A 19,752-nucleotide genomic window follows, 5' to 3' on the forward strand; every position below is an offset into this window, starting at 1 on the left:
GACCGGATACCACCGGGTACGGAGAACGCGAGAGGGGCGGCACCCGTCACACGGGCGCCGCCCCTCAAGGGCGTTCAGCTCGGCGGGCTCGATCGGCTCACCGGGCTCGGTCGGCTCACTTGGTGTAGTAGCCGAAGGCGTCCACGATCACGTGGACCGAACCGAAGCGGTTGAAGAAGTCGACCGTTCCCTCGTGGGACACCCCGACCACGACCTGGTTCGCCACCGTCGTGCCCGGCACCAGGTTGAGGTTGGAGATGGTCGGCTGCTGCTCCAGCCACGGGTGGACCGCGATCCACGTCGGGGCCGTCGCGCCGGTGCCCGTCACGTTGAACACCACGGTGGACACACCGGTCTCCGGAATGCCCCCGTACCCGAGGATGCCCAGGGTGCCGATGGTCTCCGCGGGCAGCGGGCCCTCACCCTCCCACCGGCTGTCGTACAGCCGCTCCGGAGCCAGCGGCACGAAGCGGTCGCCCTGTCCGGCCGCGTTGGTGAAGTAGCCGGCCACGTCACCGATCAGGTCGATCGTGCCGCCGTGGTTGTACAGGGTCACCTTGCCGTCCTTGACCGGCACGGTCACCAGGTTGGCGACCGTCTGGCCCGCGACCACGTTCAGGTTCGAGGAGGTCGGCCTCGGGGTCCCGTACGGGTACACCGAGACGTAGCTCGACGCGGTCGGACGGGTCGCGGTCACGTTCATGACCACCGCCGTCACACCGGTCGACGGCACGCCGCCGCGGCCCGCGATCTGCACGGACACGGTCTTGCCCGCGCCCACCTTGGCCTTCGGGACACCGGTCCCCGCCACGGTGCTCAGGACCCGGGCCGGCGTCACCGCCTTGAACCGGTTGCCGTCACCGGCGAGCGTGTAGTAACCCGACACGTCCGCGAGCAGATCGACCGTACCGGCGTGGTTGTACAGGGTGACCTTGCCGTCCTTGCCGACCGGCACCGTCACGTGGTTCGGGACGTTGCGACCCGCCGCCACGTTCAGGTTCGAGGAGTCCGGCCGGACCGTCCCCGCCGGGTACACCGACACGTACGTCCCGGACGACGCGTTCGTCGCCGTCACGTTGAGGACCACCGCGGACACGCCGCTCGGGGCCACTCCGCCACGACCGGTGACCTGGAAGGTCACCGTGCCGCGCGGACCGACCTTGGCCTTCGGCGCGCCGACGCCGGACACGGTGCTGAGGAGACGGGCCGGCGGAACCGGCTTGAAGGTGGAGATGCCGCCGCGGGTCACGAAGACCGTGCCGCCGGTGCTCAGCGCCGCGCCGGCGCCGTCGGCGGCCGGGGCGCTGAGCTCCCAGGTGTAGCGGCCGTCGGCGACCGGAGAGCCGTTCGCGCCGTTGCCGTCCCAGGCCGCCTTGACCAGACCGCGGGTCTGGTGGCCGTCGAAGGTACGGACGACCTGGCCCGCCGGGTTCTTGACGGTCAGCGTCCAGGACGCGACCGGCCGGGACAGCCACCACTGGCCGGACCACGCGTCGCCGCCCTCGACGTCGAGGATGTCGGAGGAGACGGTCGAGTCGACGACGGACACGGGCGAGGCGGGGACGCCGCTCGGGACGACGTGGATCTGCTGCTGGGCGTCGGCGAAGACGGTGTGACCGCCGAAGCGGTCGACGCTCCAGCCGTGCTCCGGCAGCACGTCGGCCGGGCGGCCGAGCTCACGGGTCTGGCCCGTGCCGCGCAGCGGCGTCTGGGACAGCACGCCGTCCTTCTCGTGCGTGACGTAACCGTCGCCGAGCCGCCCCGTGCGGTGCGCGGGCAGGGTGGTGTTCACCTTCGTCGCGGTGTTGTACACACCGGCCTTCGCGTCGCACCTCCAGTACAGGTCGGCACCGACGGACTGCACGTCCTTGATGACGCAGTCGGCGGCGGTGACCGTACGGGTGGTGGCGCCGGTGCGGACGTCGATCGCGGCGACCGCGCCGGCGGTGCCGGTCGTGGTCCACAGGGTGGAGCCGCCCAGCGCGGTCGGGCCCGTGCCGAGGTTGCGGGTGAGGACGGCCTGCTTGGCGTCCAGGTCGAAGACCCGGCGCTCACCGCTCGTCAGGCGGTACGAGGCGTAGCGGCCGGATGCCTCCAGGTCGCCCGCCACGGAGCCCGCCGCCAGGGCGGTCCCGGGCACCGACGCGCCGTCGGCGAGGACGGAAAGGCCCGAACCGGTCTGACGGACCACCCGGCCGTCGCCGGTGGGCACCTCCCAGGAGGTGTCGAAGCGGGTGTCCGTGCCGTGGTCGACGCGGTCTCCGGCGACGAGCGGCCCGCCGGCCTTCATCTCGATGGAGCGCAGCCGGTACTCGCCCGAGGGCATGTGGTCGACGGTGCGCACGACGCCCTGCGCGGCGGAGATCCGCACGAGCTGGGCGCTCTCGCCCATGACAGTGGCGACCTTCGTGGCCGCGAACTCGCCGTCGGAGCCGGCCGACACGCGGTAGACCGGGCGGTCGGCGTTGTCGGTGCGCTGCGCCACGAGCAGGTCGGACGCGGCGGCCAGGGGAGCCTCGACGAGCCCGTCGAGCACCACCTTCTGCTCACCGCCGGCGAAGGCGCGGGAGTGCAGCGTCCGCGTGCCGTCCTCCGTGGCGGCGGTCACGCTCAGGATCCGGTCGCCGTGGAGGGCGACGGGCGTGTCGGTGCCGGTCCAGTCGGTCTCGCGGACCGGGGCGGTCCAGTCGCCCTTGAGGTCCCACACCCGCAGCTTGCCACCGGAGGTGACGTGCAGCAGGTGGTCGCCGTGGCGCACCGTGCTCTTGCGGTCGGCCAGCTCGGGCAGCGGCTTCAGCGCGGCGCCCGCCAGGTCGACCCAGCCGTAGGACCGGGCGCCGTCCACCTCGTAGGAGGCGAGGAAGCCGTACGCGGTGCGTCCGGAGAGCTTGATGCCGGTGGCACCGGCCGGCAGGCCGGTGACCGTCCGCTCCACGGCGGACCCGTTGTCGAGGGCGATGACGTGGAGGGTGCTGCCGGAGCTGCCGCCGACGGCGATGACGGTGCGTCCGGCCATGCCGATGACGGTCCGGTTCGCGCCGAGGGCGATCGTCTCCTGGGAGCCGCCGCCGCCGTCCTGGAGGACGACCTTGCTCTGGGAGCTGTACCAGCGGGCGACGGTGTCCGTGTCGGTCGCGAAGAGGACCGCTCCGGCGTCGTCGAACGGGACGGACGTGCCGTCGGCGTACGAGTACCAGGCGTAGTCGCCGTTCCGTCCGCCCTGCAGGAATCCCGTCATGCCGGGCCGCACGGCCCACGCGTACGGATCGGCCTTGGCATCGGCCGGGATCACCAGCTCCGCCGGTACGTCGCCCTCGGCCGCGTACGCCATGCCGACGCCCACCGGCGTCAGCGAGATCAGGGCCGCGGTCGCCGCGGCCAGTGAGAGGGCGCTTCGGCGCCTCGTCCCCCACCCATTTTTCACGTGTCGAACCCCTCCCCAGGCGTTCCAAGTCGAACGACTGTAACAGCCGTTCGAACCCGTTCAGAACGAGAAAAGGGGTGGTGCCCGCCGAAGCGGACACCACCCCTCACCCGGTGGGTGTTACTTCACGACCGTGATCCGGTCGGCGGCCGGCACCCGCAGCGGCGCCGACGCCGAGGAGTGGGCCGCCAGGTAGGCGTTGAAGACGTCCAGGTCGGAGGCGCCGACCAGCTTGTTCGTGCCCGTCGCCAGGGCCGGGAAGCCGTCGCCGCCGCCCGAGAGGAACTCGTTCATCGCGACCCGGTAGGTCTTGGCCGGGTCGATCGGCTCGCCGTTCAGCTTGATCGTGCCCTCGACGACGCGGTCCGCGCCCGTCTTGGTCATGTCGAGCGTGTAGGTGAGGCCCCTGGAGATCTGGAGGATCTTCGGCGAGCTCAGGTTGGAGCCGCTGACCTGCTGCTTCAGCGCCGTGATCAGGTTCGCGCCGGTCAGGTCGACCACGTGCATCATGTTGGTGAACGGCTGCACGGTGAACGCCTCGCCGTAGGTCACCACACCGTCGCCCTCGGAGCCCGATGCCTTGTACACCAGGTCGGCGCGGATGCCGCCCGGGTTCATCAGGGCGATCTGGGCGCCGCCCTTGTCGGCCGGGGCGAGACCCTCCAACTGGGCGTCGGCGATCAGGTCGCCGAGCGGCTTCTCGTACGCCGTGGAGCCGCGGCCGTTGATGTCGGCGGCGATCCAGCCCTGCGGACGGTTCGCGACCGGGTCGGCGAGCACCTTCCAGTCGGCGATCAGCTTGCTCATGTCCTCGGCCTTGGGCACGTCACGGGTGACGACGTGGTTGGCCGAGCCGACCGCGGTGCGGACGATGTCCTTGGTGCGGCGGTCGTAGGTCAGCGTGGTGTCGGTGTAGAGCTTGCCGAACGCGGACGCCGAGGTCACCAGGCGCGGCTTGCCGGACGGGTCCGGCACGGTGCACACGTACGCCTGGTGGGTGTGGCCGGTGATCATGGCGTCGACCTGCGGCGAGACGTTCTTCGCGATGTCGACGATCGGGCCGGAGATGCCGTCGCCCGGGCCGGGGCTGTCGCAGTCGTAGTTGTACGCGGGGGACGCCGGGGCACCGCCCTCGTGGACCAGGGCGACGATGGACTTGACGCCCTTGCGCTCCAGGATCTTCGTGTACTTGTTGATCGTCTCGACCTCGTCGCCGAACTTCAGGCCCTTGACGCCCTCGGCGGTGACGATGTTCGGGGTGCCCTCCAGGGTCACGCCGATGAAGCCGATCCGGACGCCGTCCTTCTCCCAGATGAAGGTCGGGTCGAGCAGCGGCTTGCCGGTCTTCTCGTGCGTCACGTTGGCCGCGAGGTACGGGAAGTCCGCGCCGCCGAACGGCTCGAAGCCCTTGTCGGTGCCGAAGCAGCCCTCCTTCGGGTGGCAGCCGCCGTTCTGCATGCGGGCCAGCTCGACCGCGCCCTCGTCGAACTCGTGGTTGCCCACCGAGGTGACGTCAAGGTCCAGCTTGTTGAGCGCGTGGACGGTCGGCTCGTCGTGGAAGAGACCGGAGAGCAGCGGCGAGCCGCCGATCAGGTCACCGGCCGCGGCCGTGATGGAGTAACGATTCCCCTCACGGGCCTTGCGCAGGTGCGTGGCGAGGTACTCGACACCGCCGGCGTCGATCTTGGTCGTGGTGCCGTCCTCGTGGACGTGCGTGACCTGGCCGGAGGAGCCGGCCGGCGGCTCCAGGTTGCCGTGGAGGTCGTTGAAGGAGAGCAGTTGGACGTCCACCATCCGGCCCCAGCCCTTGCCGTTGGTGCCGTACGCGGCGGTCTCGGCACCGTCCTGCGACGCGCCGGCCGGCATCGCGGCGACGAGCGCGCCCAGCGTCGCGAGTCCCGCTCCCGCGGCGAGGATCCGGCGCCCCGCCTTGCTGTTCTTCCGTGTCGCTGCCATCTCTCCCCTTGATCCTGCCCCTGCGGCGGCATCGGTCATGCTTCCCCGTCTGCCGGTGCAGCCTAGAGTCAACGCGCGTAGCGCAACAGGGGGTGGCTGATTACGAGCTGGTTGCCTTTGTCCGACACCCGCCCCTCCCGGGGCCCACCCCCGCCCTTCCGGCGGTCGACCGGGGGCCGCCGTGCCTCCGGACCGTCCACCTGTCAGTCACGCCGGTGAGATCTCCCACGACCCCAGGCACCCCCGCCGTAGTCTCGTGGGCATGACTTCCGACGCGGCACCGGCCCTTGAACCCGGACGGCAGATCAACAGTTACGAAGAGCTGAGCCCCGAGCAGGTCACGGACGTCCTCGAGCTCCTCGAGGCCGCCGACCGCACCGACGGCGTGCACGCCGTGTCCGAGCAGGGACGCCTCTACCTGCGCCACGGCCGGCGCGAGGGCGTGCGGCACTACCTGCTCACAGTCGGCTCCCACCTCTACGGCTACGCCCAACTGGAGGAGACCGACCCCGTCGAGGCCCCCGCCGCCGAGCTCGTCGTCCACCCCTCCCACCGGGGCCGCGGCCACGGCCGGGCCCTGGGCACCGCCCTGCTCGACGTCTCCGGCAAGCGGCTGCGGGTGTGGGCGCACGGCGGCAAGTCGGCGGCCCGGCACCTGGCCCAGGTGCTCGGCCTGACCCTGTTCCGCGAACTGCGCCAGCTCCGCCGCCCGCTGGTGCCGCTCGACGTCCCCGAGCCGGAGCTGCCGGAGGGCGTCACCGTCCGCACCTTCGTGCCGGGCCAGGACGACGCCGCCTGGCTCGCCGTCAACGCGGCCGCCTTCGCCCACCACCCCGAGCAGGGCTCGCTGACCCAGCGGGACCTGGACGACCGGACGGCGGAGCCGTGGTTCGACCCGAAGGGCTTCTTCCTCGCGGAGAAGGAGGGCCGGCTGATCGGCTTCCACTGGACCAAGGTCCACGCCGAGGAGCAGCTCGGCGAGGTCTACGTGGTCGGCGTGCTGCCCGAGGCGCAGGGCAGCGGCCTCGGCAAGGCCCTGACCGCGATCGGCCTGCGCCATCTGGCGGCGCAGACGCTGCCGACGGCGATGCTGTACGTGGACGCGGACAACACGGCGGCGGTGACGGTGTACGAGCGGCTGGGCTTCCGGACCCACGAGGTGGACCTGATGTACCGCACGGAGTCCTGAACGGGGCTCGGCCGGGGCGCCGTTGAGACCGGGCACGGCAAGGGGGCGGTTGACACCGCCCCCTTCTTTGCACCACCCTTTCACTACTTGATTAGTGAAAGGGTGGTGAAAGCACACGTGCTCGCCTACCGCATCGACCGGCGCAGCGGGGTCGCCACCTATCTCCAGATCGTCCAGCAGACCAAACAGGCCCTCCGCATGGGCCTGTTGGAACCGGGAGACCGGCTGCCCACGGCCCGCGAGGTCGTCGAGGCCACCGCCGTCAACCCCAACACGGTCCTCAAGGCATATCGCGAGCTGGAACGCGAGGGCCTGGTCGAGGCCCGGCGCGGCCTCGGCACCTTCGTCCGCGCCACCCTCGGTGCCGCCCCGGCCGACTCGCCCCTGCGCGGCGAGCTCGCCGACTGGGCGCGCCGGGCCCGCGCGGAGGGGCTCGACCGGGACGACGTGGCCGCGCTCTTCACATCCGTACTGAACGAACACTTCGAGGGGGACGCATGACAGGGGACACCGCGCTGGTGGCCGAGGGCCTCGGCGCACGGTACGGAGGACGGGCCAGGACCTGGGCCCTGCGGGACTGCGGCTTCACCCTGCCCACCGGACGCGTCTGCGCCCTCGTCGGCCCCAACGGCGCCGGCAAGTCCACCCTCCTCACCCTCGCCGCCGGACTCCTGCGGCCCACCGAGGGCCGGATCCAGGCCCCCGGGCGCGAGCGGATCGCGTACGTCGCCCAGGACAAGCCGCTCCACCCCCGGCTCACCGTCGCCGACACCCTGCGCATGGGCCGCGAGCTCAACCCGGGCCGCTGGGACGACGCCACCGCCCGGCGGGTCGTCGACGACGAGCTCGACCCGCGCGCCCTCGTCCGGGAACTCTCCGGCGGACAGCGCACCCGCGTCGCCCTCGCGCTCACCCTCGGCAAGCGGCCCGAGCTGCTCCTCCTGGACGAGCCGATGGCCGACCTCGACCCGCTCGCCCGGCACCGGCTGATGGGCCTGCTCATGGCCGACGCCGCCGAACACGGCACCACCGTCGTCATGTCCTCGCACATCCTGACCGAGCTGGAGGGCGCCTGCGACCACCTGCTGCTGCTCGACCGCGGCCGGATCCGCCTCGACGGCGCCGTCGACGACCTGCTCGCGGCGCACGCCCTGCTCACCGGCCCCGTCGCCGACCTCGCCCCGCACACCGTGGTCGAGTCCCGCACGACGGGCCGTCAGCTCACCGCCCTGATCCGCCGCCGGGGCCCCGTCGAAGGCCCCTGGGACGTCAGCGCCCCCTCCCTGGAGGACCTCCTCCTCGCCCACCTGCGCCAGCCCGAAGGAGCCGCCGCATGAGCATCCTCGCCCTCAAGGGCTCCTCCTGGGTGACGGTCCGCCAGTACCGGCGCACCCTCTGGCTGGCGGCCGCGGCCGTCGCCGTCTCCCTGGCCGTGATCGGCGGCCTGCGGATCTGGGACGCGCAGACCCCGGACGTGTGGGTGCAGGACGGGTATCGGATACCCGCCGACGAGAATCGCGGCTTCAGGACGCTGATGTGGGCGATGGAGTACGCGGGCGGCGCGCTGCTCCTGCTGCCGCTGTTCGTCGCGGCCTTCGTCGCCGGCCCGCTCGTCGCCCGCGAGTACGAGTCGGGGACGTACCGGCTCTCCCTCACCCAGTCCGTGAGCCCGGCCGTGTGGCTGCGCACCAAGCTCGTCGCCGCGGGCACCGCCGCCCTCCTCACCACCCTCGCGCTGACGGGCGTCTTCCGGATCGGCTGGGCCCGGGTCTCCAGCCCCGGGAGTCCCGCCTGGGACCCGGGACCGTACGCGGCCACCGGCATCGTCCTCTTCGCCTACCTCCTGGCCGCCGTCGCCTTCGGCGCCCTCCTCGGCCAGTTGATCCACCGCACCCTCCTCGCCATGGCGGCCACCGGCCTCGTCCTCGGCGTGGTCATGCTCGTCCTCGGCACCCTGCGCTGGTCCTTCCTGCCGACGCGGCGGGCCACCGGCCCGGCCTCGGAGCCCCTGTGGGCCCCGCACGACGGCCTCACGACCGGCTCCGGCATGCTCACCTCCACCGGCGCCCGCTTCGACGAGGACATCTGCTGGCGGGAGGTCAACGAGACGACCACCCTGGACGTCGGCGACCCCGACCTGTGGGAGCGGGTGCACGACCAGTGCCTCGCCCGGAACGACGTCACCAGCCGCTTCGTGGACTACCACCCCCCGTCCCACTACTGGCCCACGCAGTTCCTCGAGAGCGGCATCGTCCTCGCCCTCGCCGCCCTCGCCCTCTTCGCCGCCTTCCGCGTCCTGCGCGCCCGGCACCCGTAGCGAAAGCCCGGAAACCGGGGGCGGGCCCGTCACAGGCCCCGCCCCCGATTCCCCGAGGACACGTCCCCGTTACCAACCATTCAGACGCGCTTGCGACGCTCACGCAATGAAGCGCTCCGTGCCCGCGCCCGCCAGGGCCCTGCCCCGAGGCAGACTTCCCAAGGGGAGACTTCCCTCCACGACGGCCCGCTCCGACGCGCTTACCGACCCCTTCGCGCGGAAGAATGGGGCCATGAGCCAGCAGCCCGCCGAGGTCCCGGTCCAGCCGTCCGCGCAGACCTCGCCCCAGCCGTCCCTCGGTTCCATAGCCGCCCACCGCCCGCACGCCGTCAACGGCGCGGCCGTGAGCGACCTCGAGCCCGACCTGGACTCGGATCTCGACGTCTACGAGGACGACGGCGCCGCGAGCGAGCTGCCCCAGGGACGCTTCCTCGACCGGGAACGTAGCTGGCTCGCGTTCAACGAGCGGGTCCTGGAGCTCGCCGAGGACCCGAACACGCCGCTGCTCGAACGGGCGAACTTCCTGGCGATCTTCGCGTCGAACCTGGACGAGTTCTTCATGGTCCGCGTCGCCGGCCTCAAGCGCCGCATCGCCACCGGCGTCGCCACCCGCTCGGCCTCCGGCCTCCAGCCCCGCGAGGTGCTCGACCTCATCTGGACCCGCTCGCGCGAGCTCATGGCCCGGCACGCCGCCTGCTTCCAGCAGGACGTCGCCCCGGCCCTCGCCGACGAGGGCATCCACCTCATCCGCTGGCCCGAGCTGACCGAGAAGGAGCAGGCCCGCCTCTTCACCCTGTTCCGGCAGCAGATCTTCCCGGTCCTCACCCCGCTCGCCGTCGACCCGGCCCACCCCTTCCCGTACATCTCCGGGCTCTCCCTCAACCTCGCCGTCGTCGTCCGCAACCCGGTCAGCGGCCACCGCCACTTCGCCCGGGTCAAGGTGCCGCCGCTGCTCTCCCGCTTCCTGGAGGCGTCCCCCGAGCGCTACGTCCCCCTCGAGGACGTCATCGCCGCGCACCTGGAGGAGCTCTTCCCCGGCATGGAGGTGCTCGCCCACCACATGTTCCGGGTGACCAGGAACGAGGACCTGGAGGTCGAGGAGGACGACGCCGAAAACCTCCTCCAGGCCCTGGAGAAGGAGCTCATGCGGCGCCGCTTCGGCCCGCCGGTGCGCCTGGAGGTCGAGGAGTCCATCGACCCGTACGTGCTCGACCTGCTGGTCCGCGAGCTGAAGGTGTCCGACTCCGAGGTCTATCCGCTGCCCGGCCCGCTCGACCTCACCGGCCTCTTCGGCATCGCGTCCCTGGACCGGCCCGAACTGAAGTTCCCCAAGTTCATCGCCGGCACCCACCGCGACCTCGCCGAGGTCGAGTCCGCCTCCGCGCCCGACATCTTCGCGGCCGTACGGGAACGGGACGTGCTGCTGCACCACCCCTACGACTCGTTCTCCACCTCCGTCCAGCTCTTCCTGGAGCAGGCGGCGGCCGACCCCGACGTCCTCGCGATCAAGCAGACGCTCTACCGCACCTCCGGCGACTCGCCCATAGTCGACGCCCTCATCGACGCCGCCGAGTCCGGCAAGCAGGTCCTCGTCCTCGTCGAGATCAAGGCCCGCTTCGACGAGCAGGCCAACATCAAGTGGGCCCGCAAGCTGGAGGAGTCCGGCTGCCACGTCGTCTACGGCCTGGTGGGCCTGAAGACCCACTGCAAGCTCTCCCTGGTGGTCCGCCAGGAGGGCGAGGTGCTGCGCCGCTACAGCCACGTCGGCACCGGCAACTACCACCCCAAGACCGCCCGGCTCTACGAGGACCTCGGCCTGCTCACCGCCGACCCGCAGGTCGGCGCCGACCTCTCCGACCTGTTCAACCGGCTGTCCGGCTACTCCCGCCGCGAGACCTACCGGCGCCTGCTCACCGCGCCCAAGTCGCTCCGCGACGGCCTGGTCTCCCGGATCACCAAGGAGATCGCCCACCACCGCGCCGGCCGGCCCGCCTACGTCAAGATCAAGGTCAACTCGATGGTCGACGAGGCCGTCATCGACGCCTGCTACCGGGCCTCCCAGGCCGGCGTCCCGGTCGACATCTGGGTCCGCGGCATCTGCGCCGTACGGCCCGGCGTCGAGGGCCTGTCCGAGAACATCCGGGTCCGCTCGGTCCTCGGCCGCTTCCTGGAGCACTCCCGGATCTTCGCCTTCGGCAACGGCGGCGAACCGGAGGTGTGGCTCGGCAGCGCCGACATGATGCACCGCAACCTGGACCGCCGCATCGAGGCCCTGGTCCGGGTCGCCGACCCCGCCCACCGGGCCGCCCTCACCCGGCTCCTGGAGACCGGGATGTCCGACACCACCTCCTCCTGGCACCTGGGCCCGGACGGGAACTGGACGCGGCACGCGACCGACCCCGAGGGCCAGCCGCTCCGGCACGTCCAGGAGATGCTCATCGACGCGCGGAGGCGCCGGCGTGCACAACCCTGACATCACCTCCGAGGTCTCGGCCGGCGAGGTGCTCGCCCCCTACCTCCACGCCCGGGCCGCGGACTTCCTCCGCGGCCTGCGGCTGCACACCGAGAGCGGCGCCGACACGGCCGGCGCGGAGGAGGCCGCCCGCACCCTGCGGGCCGCCGCCCGCCGGATCAGCGGCACCCTCCACACCTTCCGGCCGCTCCTCGACGGCGCCTGGGCCGACCAGCTCCGCACCGAGCTGGCCTGGCTCTCCGGCACACTCGCCCTGGAGCACGCCTGCACCTCCCGGCTCGTCCGCCTGGTGGACGCGCTGTCCCGGCTGTCGAGCCCGGACCCCGTACCGGCCCCGCGCGGCACGGAGAGCGGCCGGGGCCTGGCCGTCGGCGCCGCCCGCGCCGGCGCCCTGCTCGAACGCCAGCTCACCCTCGCCCGCACCCGCGCCCACTCGGCCGCGCTCCAGGCCCTCGGCTCCTCCCGCTTCCACGCCGTCGCCGACGCCGTCGCCCTGCTCGCCTCCGAGGTGCCGCTCGGCCCGGCCGGCAGCGCCCGGGCCGTCGACGTCCTGGACGCCTCCGCGTCCGTCGTCGAGCGCCGGCTCCTCGACGCGGTGGCCGCGCTCCCGCTGACCCGGGCCGCCCACCCGTACAACGCGGAGGCCCTCGCCCTGGCCGCCGGAGAGGCCCAGGACGCCCCCTGGCACCAGACCCGCAGCCTGCTGCGGCTGCACCGCTACGCCGGCGAGGTGCTGCACGGCGGCGCGGATCCGGACCCCGTCCTGTACGAGGCGGGGCGCGCCCTCGACCGGCACCGCGACGCCGCCGAGGCCGCCGCCGCCGCGGCCGCGGCCGCCCGCACCCCGCGGATCGCCCCGGCCACCGCGTACGCCCTCGGCGTCCTGCACGCCGACCAGCGCCACGAGGTCGAGGCCGCCCGCTTCGCCTTCCAGCGCGCCTGGTCCCGGGCCACGGCGACGGCGGCCGTGCCGTGACCCCGGCGGGACCGATCCTCGCGGCGGGCTGCGTGCTGTGGCGCCCGGCGGCATCGGGCGAGGGCATCGAGATCGCCCTCGTCCACCGCCCGAAGTGGGACGACTGGTCGCACCCGAAGGGCAAGCTGAAGGACGGCGAGACCCTCGCCGACTGCGCCCTGCGGGAGATCCGCGAGGAGACGGGCCAGTCCTGCGTGCTCGGCGCCCGCCTGCCCACCGTCCACTACACGGTCGACGGCCGGCCCAAGGAGGTCGCCTACTGGGCCGCCCGCGCCGTCGGCGGCTCCTTCACCCCGACCCGCGAGATCGACGCCCTGGTCTGGCTTCCCCCGGACCGGGCCCGGCGCCGCCTCACCCGGCCGCGCGACCGCGAACTCCTGGACGCCCTGCTCGCCACGCCGACCCGCTAGGGGTGTTTTTCCGTGTGCGGGGGCGGCGTGCCGTCCCCGCACCGCCACTTCCGGCACGGTTCACTTTCCGTTCACTCTCCCCCGTCGGCCGCTTCACCTGATCTGCCTAATTTCGGCCGTACAAGGTGCACAGCTCAGCGCCGCACCGGCCACTCCGACACGCGCCGCCGTAGAACGTTCAGGACAGCAAGGTCCACGACTGGCGGCTTCTGGAAGGAACACCCGAAAGTGAAGCTTTCGCGCAAGAACGGGCTTCGCGCCTCCGCGATCGGTGCCCTCGTCGTCTCCGGCGCGCTGGTCCTCTCGGCGTGTGGTTCGGACGACAACACCGGGCCCACCAAGGACGGCGGCACGACCTCCGCCGCCGCGTCGAACATCAAGTGCGACGGCGCCAAGGGCCAGTTGCTCGCGGCCGGCTCCAGCGCCCAGAAGAACGCCATGGACCTGTGGGTCAAGAACTTCCAGGCCGCGTGTTCCGGTGTCGAGATCAACTACCAGGCCATCGGCTCCGGCGGCGGCATCACCAAGTTCAACCAGGGCCAGGTCGCCTTCGCGGGCTCCGACTCCGCCCTGAAGGACGAAGAGGTCGCCGAGTCGCAGAAGATCTGCAAGGGCGGCAAGGGCGTCAACCTGCCGATGGTCGGCGGGCCCATCGCCATCGGCTACAAGCTGGACGGCGTGGACAACCTGGTCCTGGACGCCCCCACCCTGGCCAAGATCTTCGACAACAAGATCACCAAGTGGAACGACCCGGCGATCGCCAAGCTGAACCCGGGCGCCAAGCTCCCCGGCTCCACCATCCAGGCATTCCACCGCTCGGACGAGTCGGGCACCACCCAGAACCTGGGCAAGTACCTGTCGACCGCCGCACCGGCCGACTGGAAGCACGACCCGAAGTCGAAGTCGTGGCCCGCCCAGGGCGGCCAGGCCGCCAACGGCTCCTCCGGTGTCGCCACCGCGGTCAAGGACGCCGAGGGCTCCATCGGCTACTTCGAGCTGTCCTACGCGACCGCCAACAAGATCTCCACGGTCAGCATCAACACCGGCGCCTCCGCCCCGGTCGCCGCGACCCCGGAGAACGCCTCCAAGGCCATCGCCGCCGCCAAGGTCAAGGGCACCGGCAGCGACCTGGCCCTGTCCCTCGACTACGCCACCAAGGCCGAGGGCGCCTACCCGCTGATCCTCGTCACCTACCAGATCGCCTGCGACAAGGGCAACAAGGCGGAGACCCTGCCGACCCTGAAGGCGTTCCTGAACTACACCGCGAGCGAGGAGGGCCAGAAGGTCCTCTCCGACGCCGGCTACGCCCCGCTCCCGGCCGAGATCGCCACCAAGGTGCGCGAGATCGTCCCCACCCTGTCCTGACCCCCGGCCGGGCCCGGCCCCTCACCTCCCGTGGAGGGGCCGGCCCCCGGGATCCGGTGCACCGCCGCCAGGAGCCCGTACGACGCCGTGAGGCCCGTACCCGCTCCGCAGACCGGAGAAGAAACAGATGGCTACGACCACACCAGACATACAAGGGGCCCCGCGCCCCAAGGGCGCGACCCGCCCCGGTGACCGCATCTTCAGCGGTCTCTCCCGCGGATCCGGCATCACCCTCCTCGTGATCATGGCCGCGATCGCGGTCTTCCTCACCTACCGCGCCGTCCTCGCGATCTCCCAGGACAGCGCCAACTTCTTCACCACCTTCGAGTGGAACCCGGCCGGCAGCCCGCCCGTCTTCGGCATCGCCGTCCTCGCCTTCGGCACGGTCGTCTCCTCGATCATCGCCATGGTCATCGCCGTGCCGATCGCCATCGGCATCGCGCTGTTCATCTCGCACTACGCCCCGCGCAGGCTGGCCAAGCCGCTCGCGTACGTGGTCGACCTGCTCGCCGCCGTGCCCAGCATCATCTACGGCCTCTGGGGCGCGATCTTCCTGGTCCCGTACCTGGACGGCCTCAACAAGTGGCTCGACCAGTACCTGGGCTGGACGTACGTCTTCGACAAGTCCAGCGACGGCCTCGCCCGCAGCCTCTTCACCGTCGGCATCCTGCTGGCGATCATGATCCTCCCGATCATCACCAACGTGACCCGCGAGGTCTTCCTCCAGGTCCCGAAGATGCACGAGGAGGCGGCCCTCGCCCTCGGCGCCACGCGCTGGGAGGTCATCCGCATGTCGGTGCTGCCCTTCGGCCGCTCCGGCATCATCTCCGCCTCCATGCTCGGCCTCGGCCGCGCCCTCGGTGAGACCATGGCGGTAGCCGTCGTCCTCTCCCCCAGCTTCGTCATCTCGGGCCACCTGCTCGACCCGGGCGGCGGCACCTTCGCCCAGAACATCGCCGCGAAGTTCAACGAGGCCAACGAGTTCGGCCGGGACGCCCTGATCGCCTCCGGTCTCGTCCTCTTCGCCATCACCCTGCTGGTCAACGGCGCCGCCCGCTGGATCATCGCGCGGCGCAAGGAGTACTCGGGGGCGAACGCATGAGCCACGCCGTCCAGGAGCGTCCCGTCACCGTGACCCCACGCCGCCCCCTCGCCCACGCGCGCCTGCCGCGCTGGACCCCGGCCGCCGTCGCCGTCGTCTCGATCGCCGCGGGCTGCGGCATCGGCCTCGCCGCCGGCTGGCACAGCAAGGTCCAGTGGGGCCTGATCTCCGCGCTGGTCTTCGTCCTCGGCACCTACGCCCTGACCACCAAGGTCGAAGGCTCCCGCCAGGCCAAGGACCGCGTCGCCACCAGCCTCGTCTGGGTCTGCTTCGTCCTCGCCGTCGTCCCGCTGCTCTCCCTGGCCTGGGTGACGATCAGCAAGGGCATGGAAGTCCTCGACGGCTACTTCCTCACCCACTCCATGAACGGCGTCCTCGACGCCGAGGCCGGCGGCGGTGTCTACCACGCGCTGCTCGGCACCATGGAGCAGGTCGGCATCGCGACCCTGATCGCCGCCCCGATCGGCCTGCTGACCGCGGTCTACCTGGTCGAGTACGGCGGCGGAAAGCTCGCCCAGGCCGTCACCTTCTTCGTCGACGTCATGACGGGCATCCCGTCGATCGTCGCGGGCCTGTTCATCCTCGCCACCTGGAACCTGATGCTGGGCTTCGGCCCCTCCGGTTTCGCCGGCGCGATGGCCCTCGCGATCCTGATGATGCCGGTCGTGGTCCGCTCCACCGAGGAGATGCTGAAGCTCGTCCCGAACGAGCTGCGCGAGGCGTCCCTGGCCCTCGGCGTCCCCAAGTGGCGCACGATCCTGAAGGTGGTCCTGCCCACCGCGATCGGCGGCATCACCACGGGCGTCATGCTCGCGGTCGCCCGCATCACCGGTGAGACGGCCCCCGTCCTCCTCCTCGTGTTCGGTACGAAGCTCATCAACCCGAACCCCTTCGAAGGCGCCCAGTCCTCCCTGCCGCTCTACGTGTACGAGCAGTACGCGGTCGGCACCGACGCCGCCGTGGCCCGCGCCTGGGCCGCCGCGCTCGTCCTGATCGCCTTCGTCATGATCCTCAACCTGGTGGCCCGCGGCATCGCCCGCTGGAAGGCCCCGAAGACCGGCCGCTGACGCGGCACTCTGGAAGTGAACTGATATGGCCAAGCGAATCGACGTCAGCGGCCTCTCCGCCTACTACGGCAACCACAAGGCGATCGACGACATCTCCATGACCGTCGAGCCCCGCTCCGTGACGGCCTTCATCGGCCCGTCCGGCTGCGGCAAGTCCACCTTCCTGCGCACCCTGAACCGCATGCACGAGGTCACCCCCGGTGGCCGCGTCGAGGGCAAGGTGATGCTGGACGACGAGAACCTGTACGCCCCCGGGGTCGACCCCGTCGCCGTGCGCCGCACGGTCGGCATGGTCTTCCAGCGGCCCAACCCCTTCCCCACCATGTCGATCTTCGACAACGTGGCGGCGGGCCTGCGCCTGAACGGCTCCTACAAGAAGGCCGAGCTCGCCGAGATCGTCGAGCGCTCCCTCAAGGGCGCGAACCTCTGGAACGAGGTCAAGGACCGCCTCAACAAGCCGGGCTCCGGCCTCTCCGGCGGCCAGCAGCAGCGCCTGTGCATCGCCCGCGCCATCGCGGTCGAGCCGGACGTCCTGCTGATGGACGAGCCCTGCTCGGCCCTCGACCCGATCTCGACGCTCGCGATCGAGGACCTGATCGGCGAGCTGAAGGAGCGCTTCACGATCGTCATCGTGACGCACAACATGCAGCAGGCCGCCCGCGTCTCGGACCGCACGGCGTTCTTCAACCTGGCGGCCGTGGGCCAGCCCGGCAAGCTGATCGAGCTGGACGACACCGAGCGCATCTTCTCCAACCCGAGTGTCCAGGCGACCGAGGACTACATCTCCGGCCGCTTCGGATAACCCCGTCGTACGGCGCTGCATGGCGGTGCCGCCGTACGACACGAAAGGGCCCGGCTCCCCCACAGGGGAGCCGGGCCCGCCACGTTTCCACCGACGCCCGCGCGGGGCGCCCGGCCGTCAGCCGAAGAACAGCTTGACGATGTAGTAGCTCACCGCGGCCACCAGCGCCGCGGCCGGCATCGTGATACTGCATCCCCCGGGGGATAACCCCCGGACCCCCAGCAATTCCGGGGGCCACCGCCCGTCAGCCGAAGAACAGCTTGACGATGTAGTAGCTCACCGCGGCCACCAGCGCCGCGGCCGGCATCGTAATGAACCAGCCCAGGATGATGTTCTTCGCGACGCCCCAGCGCACCGCGTTCACCCGCTTCGTCGCCCCCACGCCCATGATCGCCGAGGTGATCACATGGGTGGTGGAGATCGGCGCGTGGAACATGAAGGACGCCGTGTACATCACGGACGCCGCCGTGGTCTCCGCCGCGAAGCCCTGCGGCGGGTCCAGCTCGATGATCCGGCGGCCGAGCGTCCGCATGATGCGCCAGCCACCCGCGTACGTACCGAGCGACAGCATCACCGCGCAGGCGACCTTCACCCAGACCGGGATCGCGTCGCCGGCCTGCTCGACGTCGGCGATGACCAGGGCCATCACCACGATGCCCATCGTCTTCTGGGCGTCCTGGAGGCCGTGACCGAGGGCCATGCCCGCCGCCGAGACGGTCTGGGCGATCCGGAAGCCCCGCTTGGCCTTGTGGGGATTGGCCCGGCGGAAGATCCACAGGATCACGCACATGACCAGATAGCCGAGGATCAGCCCGACGAACGGCGAGACGAACATCGGAATGACGATCTTCTCGACCACGCCGGACCAGATCACATCGATCCCGCCGGCGAGCGCCGCGCCCACCATGCCGCCGAACAGGGCGTGCGAGGAGGACGAGGGCAGCCCGAAGTACCAGGTGACCAGGTTCCACACGATCGCGCCGACCAGCGCGGCGAAGAGGATGCCCATCCCCTTGCTGCCCGACGGCGTCTCGATCAGGCCCTTGCTGACGGTCTTGGCGACGCCGCTGCCGAGGAACGCGCCGGCGAGGTTCATCACCGCCGCCATCGCCAGCGCCGCGCGCGGGGTCAGCGCCCGCGTCGAGACGGAGGTCGCGATGGCGTTGGCGGAGTCGTGGAATCCGTTCGTATACGTGAAGCCGAGCGCGACACCGATGGTGACGATCAGAGCGAAGGTGTCCACGAAGCCTCAGGACTCCTTGACCGCGATGGTCTCCACGGTGTTCGCCACGTGCTCGAAGGCGTCGGCGGCCTCCTCCAGCACGTCCACGATCTGCTTGAGCTTGAGCACCTCGATGGCGTCGTACTTGCCGTTGAAGAGGTGGGCGAGCAGCTTGCGGTGGATCTGGTCGGCCTGGTTCTCGAGGCGGTTGACCTCGATCCAGTACTCGGTGAGGTTGTCCATCGTCCGCAGGTGCGGCATGGCCTCGGCGGTCAGCTCGGCCGCCCGGGCCAGGACCTCGATCTGCTGCTCGACGCCCTTGGGGAGCTCTTCGATGTTGTAGAGGACGACCAGGTCGACGGCCTCCTCCATGAAGTCCATGATGTCGTCGAGGCACGACGCGAGGGAGTAGATGTCCTCGCGGTCAAACGGGGTGATGAACGACGAGTTCAGTTGGTGGAAGATCGCGTGGGTGGCGTCGTCGCCGGCGTGCTCCGCTGCCCGCATCCGCTCGGCGATCTCGGCCCGGGCGGAGGGTTCCGCTCCGAGCAGTTCCATCAGGAGCTTGGAGCCCGTGACGATGTTGTCCGCGGACGCGGCGAACATGTCGTAGAAGCTCGTCTCCCTGGGGGTCAGACGAAATCGCACGTGGGGTCCTCGGGGTGCTGGGTTTCGGTCAGGCTGATGCTAGGCGCATCATCCGGCCACGGCTAACCGGCGTCCCTTCAGTGTCGCCCATCAGGCACAGTGAACTGCACGGGACCCCGCCCCGATCGGCGGGGATCGGTACCATATACCCACGAGGGGTATACACACCCTTTCTGGACAGCGGGAGGACGCGATGACGACCACCGAGGCGGCGGCCGAGGTCACCCCCGAGACCGCCGAGCCGTCGCCGGACCACGGCCACGACCACGGCGTGCACGGCTACCACAAGCAGAAGGACGAGCACCTCAAGCGGCTCCGCCGCATCGAGGGCCAGATCCGCGGGCTGCAGCGCATGGTCGACGAGGACGTGTACTGCATCGACATCCTCACCCAGGTCTCGGCGTCCACCAAGGCGCTGCAGTCCTTCGCCCTCCAGCTCCTGGAGGAGCACCTGCGCCACTGCGTGGCGGACGCGGCCACCAAGGGCGGCGACGAGATCGACGCGAAGGTCGAGGAGGCCACGAAGGCCATCGCGCGCATGATGCGCACCTGACGGGGGTACGGGACCGGCGGTCCGGGTGGCCCGGCGTTCCCCGCCGGGTCCCGCGCGGGCTAGCGGGTCTCCGTGTCGACCCGGAGCACCTCGTCGATGCGGTCGGCGCTCAGCCGCTCCTCCTCGACGGCGGAGGCGGCGATGATCAGTTCACCGCAGAGTTCGATCTCGGCCAGGGCGACGCACTCGGGGTCGCTGAGCGCGGTCGGGGTACCGAGCGGCGGGGCCATGCGCATTCACCTCTTCCT

General features: G+C 71.2%; 17 protein-coding genes. 12 read left to right on the forward strand and 5 right to left on the reverse strand.

Annotation, left to right across the window (positions count from 1 at the left end):
* Window positions 1–115: 115 nt before the first annotated feature.
* Both ABZ135_RS27905 and ABZ135_RS27910 read right to left on the reverse strand, forming a co-directional pair.
* Window positions 116–3,343 (reverse strand): FlgD immunoglobulin-like domain containing protein, encoded by a 3,228-nt coding sequence (locus ABZ135_RS27905; protein WP_356699283.1) that lies wholly within the window; start codon window positions 3,341–3,343, stop codon window positions 116–118.
* A 201-nt stretch (window positions 3,344–3,544) separates the two neighbouring features.
* Window positions 3,545–5,380, reverse strand: coding sequence for a bifunctional metallophosphatase/5'-nucleotidase (locus tag ABZ135_RS27910; protein WP_356699284.1), 1,836 nt, complete (start codon window positions 5,378–5,380; stop codon window positions 3,545–3,547).
* Window positions 5,381–5,642: 262 nt separating this feature from the next.
* On the opposite strand from ABZ135_RS27910, the gene mshD reads away from it, so the two are divergent.
* The 11 genes from mshD (at window position 5,643) to pstB (ending at window position 17,081) form a co-directional block, all read left to right on the forward strand.
* Complete coding sequence (gene mshD / locus ABZ135_RS27915; RefSeq protein WP_356699286.1) at window positions 5,643–6,569, forward strand: mycothiol synthase; 927 nt, start codon at window positions 5,643–5,645, stop codon at window positions 6,567–6,569.
* A gap of 117 nt (window positions 6,570–6,686) precedes the next feature.
* Window positions 6,687–7,070, forward strand: a complete 384-nt coding sequence (locus ABZ135_RS27920) for a GntR family transcriptional regulator (RefSeq protein ID WP_356699337.1) — start codon at window positions 6,687–6,689, stop codon at window positions 7,068–7,070.
* Window positions 7,067–7,906: an ABC transporter ATP-binding protein gene (locus ABZ135_RS27925; RefSeq protein WP_356699288.1), complete on the forward strand. Its 840-nt coding sequence runs from the start codon at window positions 7,067–7,069 to the stop codon at window positions 7,904–7,906. Before ABZ135_RS27920 ends, ABZ135_RS27925 begins: the two co-directional genes overlap by 4 nt.
* On the forward strand, window positions 7,903–8,886 hold the full coding sequence (locus ABZ135_RS27930) for an ABC transporter permease (protein ID WP_356699290.1): 984 nt from the start codon (window positions 7,903–7,905) through the stop codon (window positions 8,884–8,886). The genes ABZ135_RS27925 and ABZ135_RS27930 overlap by 4 nt, the downstream gene beginning before the upstream one ends.
* 232 nt (window positions 8,887–9,118) lie before the next feature.
* Window positions 9,119–11,359 carry an RNA degradosome polyphosphate kinase gene (locus ABZ135_RS27935; protein ID WP_356699292.1) on the forward strand — a complete coding sequence of 747 codons (2,241 nt, stop codon included), beginning with the start codon at window positions 9,119–9,121 and terminating at the stop codon, window positions 11,357–11,359.
* The gene (locus ABZ135_RS27940; RefSeq protein WP_356699294.1) at window positions 11,346–12,335 is read left to right on the forward strand and encodes a CHAD domain-containing protein; all 990 of its coding nucleotides are present in this window, start codon (window positions 11,346–11,348) and stop codon (window positions 12,333–12,335) included. Before ABZ135_RS27935 ends, ABZ135_RS27940 begins: the two co-directional genes overlap by 14 nt.
* Entirely contained in the window at window positions 12,332–12,745 is a 414-nt protein-coding gene (locus ABZ135_RS27945; protein ID WP_356699296.1) for an NUDIX hydrolase, read from the forward strand. The genes ABZ135_RS27940 and ABZ135_RS27945 overlap by 4 nt, the downstream gene beginning before the upstream one ends.
* Window positions 12,746–12,973: 228 nt before the next feature.
* Window positions 12,974–14,110 (forward strand): phosphate ABC transporter substrate-binding protein PstS, encoded by a 1,137-nt coding sequence (gene pstS / locus ABZ135_RS27950; protein WP_356699297.1) that lies wholly within the window; start codon window positions 12,974–12,976, stop codon window positions 14,108–14,110.
* 127 nt (window positions 14,111–14,237) lie between these two features.
* On the forward strand, window positions 14,238–15,212 hold the full coding sequence (gene pstC / locus ABZ135_RS27955; protein ID WP_356699299.1) for a phosphate ABC transporter permease subunit PstC: 975 nt from the start codon (window positions 14,238–14,240) through the stop codon (window positions 15,210–15,212).
* Window positions 15,209–16,279: a phosphate ABC transporter permease PstA gene (gene pstA, locus ABZ135_RS27960; RefSeq protein ID WP_356699301.1), complete on the forward strand. Its 1,071-nt coding sequence runs from the start codon at window positions 15,209–15,211 to the stop codon at window positions 16,277–16,279. Before pstC ends, pstA begins: the two co-directional genes overlap by 4 nt.
* A 25-nt stretch (window positions 16,280–16,304) precedes the next feature.
* Window positions 16,305–17,081, forward strand: coding sequence for a phosphate ABC transporter ATP-binding protein PstB (pstB, locus tag ABZ135_RS27965; RefSeq protein WP_356699303.1), 777 nt, complete (start codon window positions 16,305–16,307; stop codon window positions 17,079–17,081).
* Window positions 17,082–17,325: 244 nt separating this feature from the next.
* Here pstB and ABZ135_RS27970 read toward each other — a convergent pair whose 3' ends face one another.
* Together ABZ135_RS27970 and ABZ135_RS27975 are read right to left on the reverse strand one after the other, a co-directional pair.
* Complete coding sequence (locus ABZ135_RS27970; RefSeq protein ID WP_356699305.1) at window positions 17,326–18,324, reverse strand: inorganic phosphate transporter; 999 nt, start codon at window positions 18,322–18,324, stop codon at window positions 17,326–17,328.
* Window positions 18,325–18,330: 6 nt separating this feature from the next.
* Complete coding sequence (locus ABZ135_RS27975) at window positions 18,331–18,951, reverse strand: DUF47 family protein (protein WP_356699307.1); 621 nt, start codon at window positions 18,949–18,951, stop codon at window positions 18,331–18,333.
* A gap of 193 nt (window positions 18,952–19,144) precedes the next feature.
* On the opposite strand from ABZ135_RS27975, the gene ABZ135_RS27980 reads away from it, so the two are divergent.
* Entirely contained in the window at window positions 19,145–19,504 is a 360-nt protein-coding gene (locus ABZ135_RS27980; protein ID WP_356699309.1) for a metal-sensitive transcriptional regulator, read from the forward strand.
* Window positions 19,505–19,563: 59 nt separating this feature from the next.
* Here ABZ135_RS27980 and ABZ135_RS27985 read toward each other — a convergent pair whose 3' ends face one another.
* A complete protein-coding gene (locus ABZ135_RS27985) occupies window positions 19,564–19,734 on the reverse strand; it encodes a hypothetical protein (RefSeq protein WP_356699339.1) in 171 nt (56 codons plus the stop codon).
* Window positions 19,735–19,752: the final 18 nt, after the last annotated feature.

This window comes from Streptomyces sp. NPDC006339 (assembly GCF_040612775.1).
GTDB lineage: Bacteria > Actinomycetota > Actinomycetes > Streptomycetales > Streptomycetaceae > Streptomyces.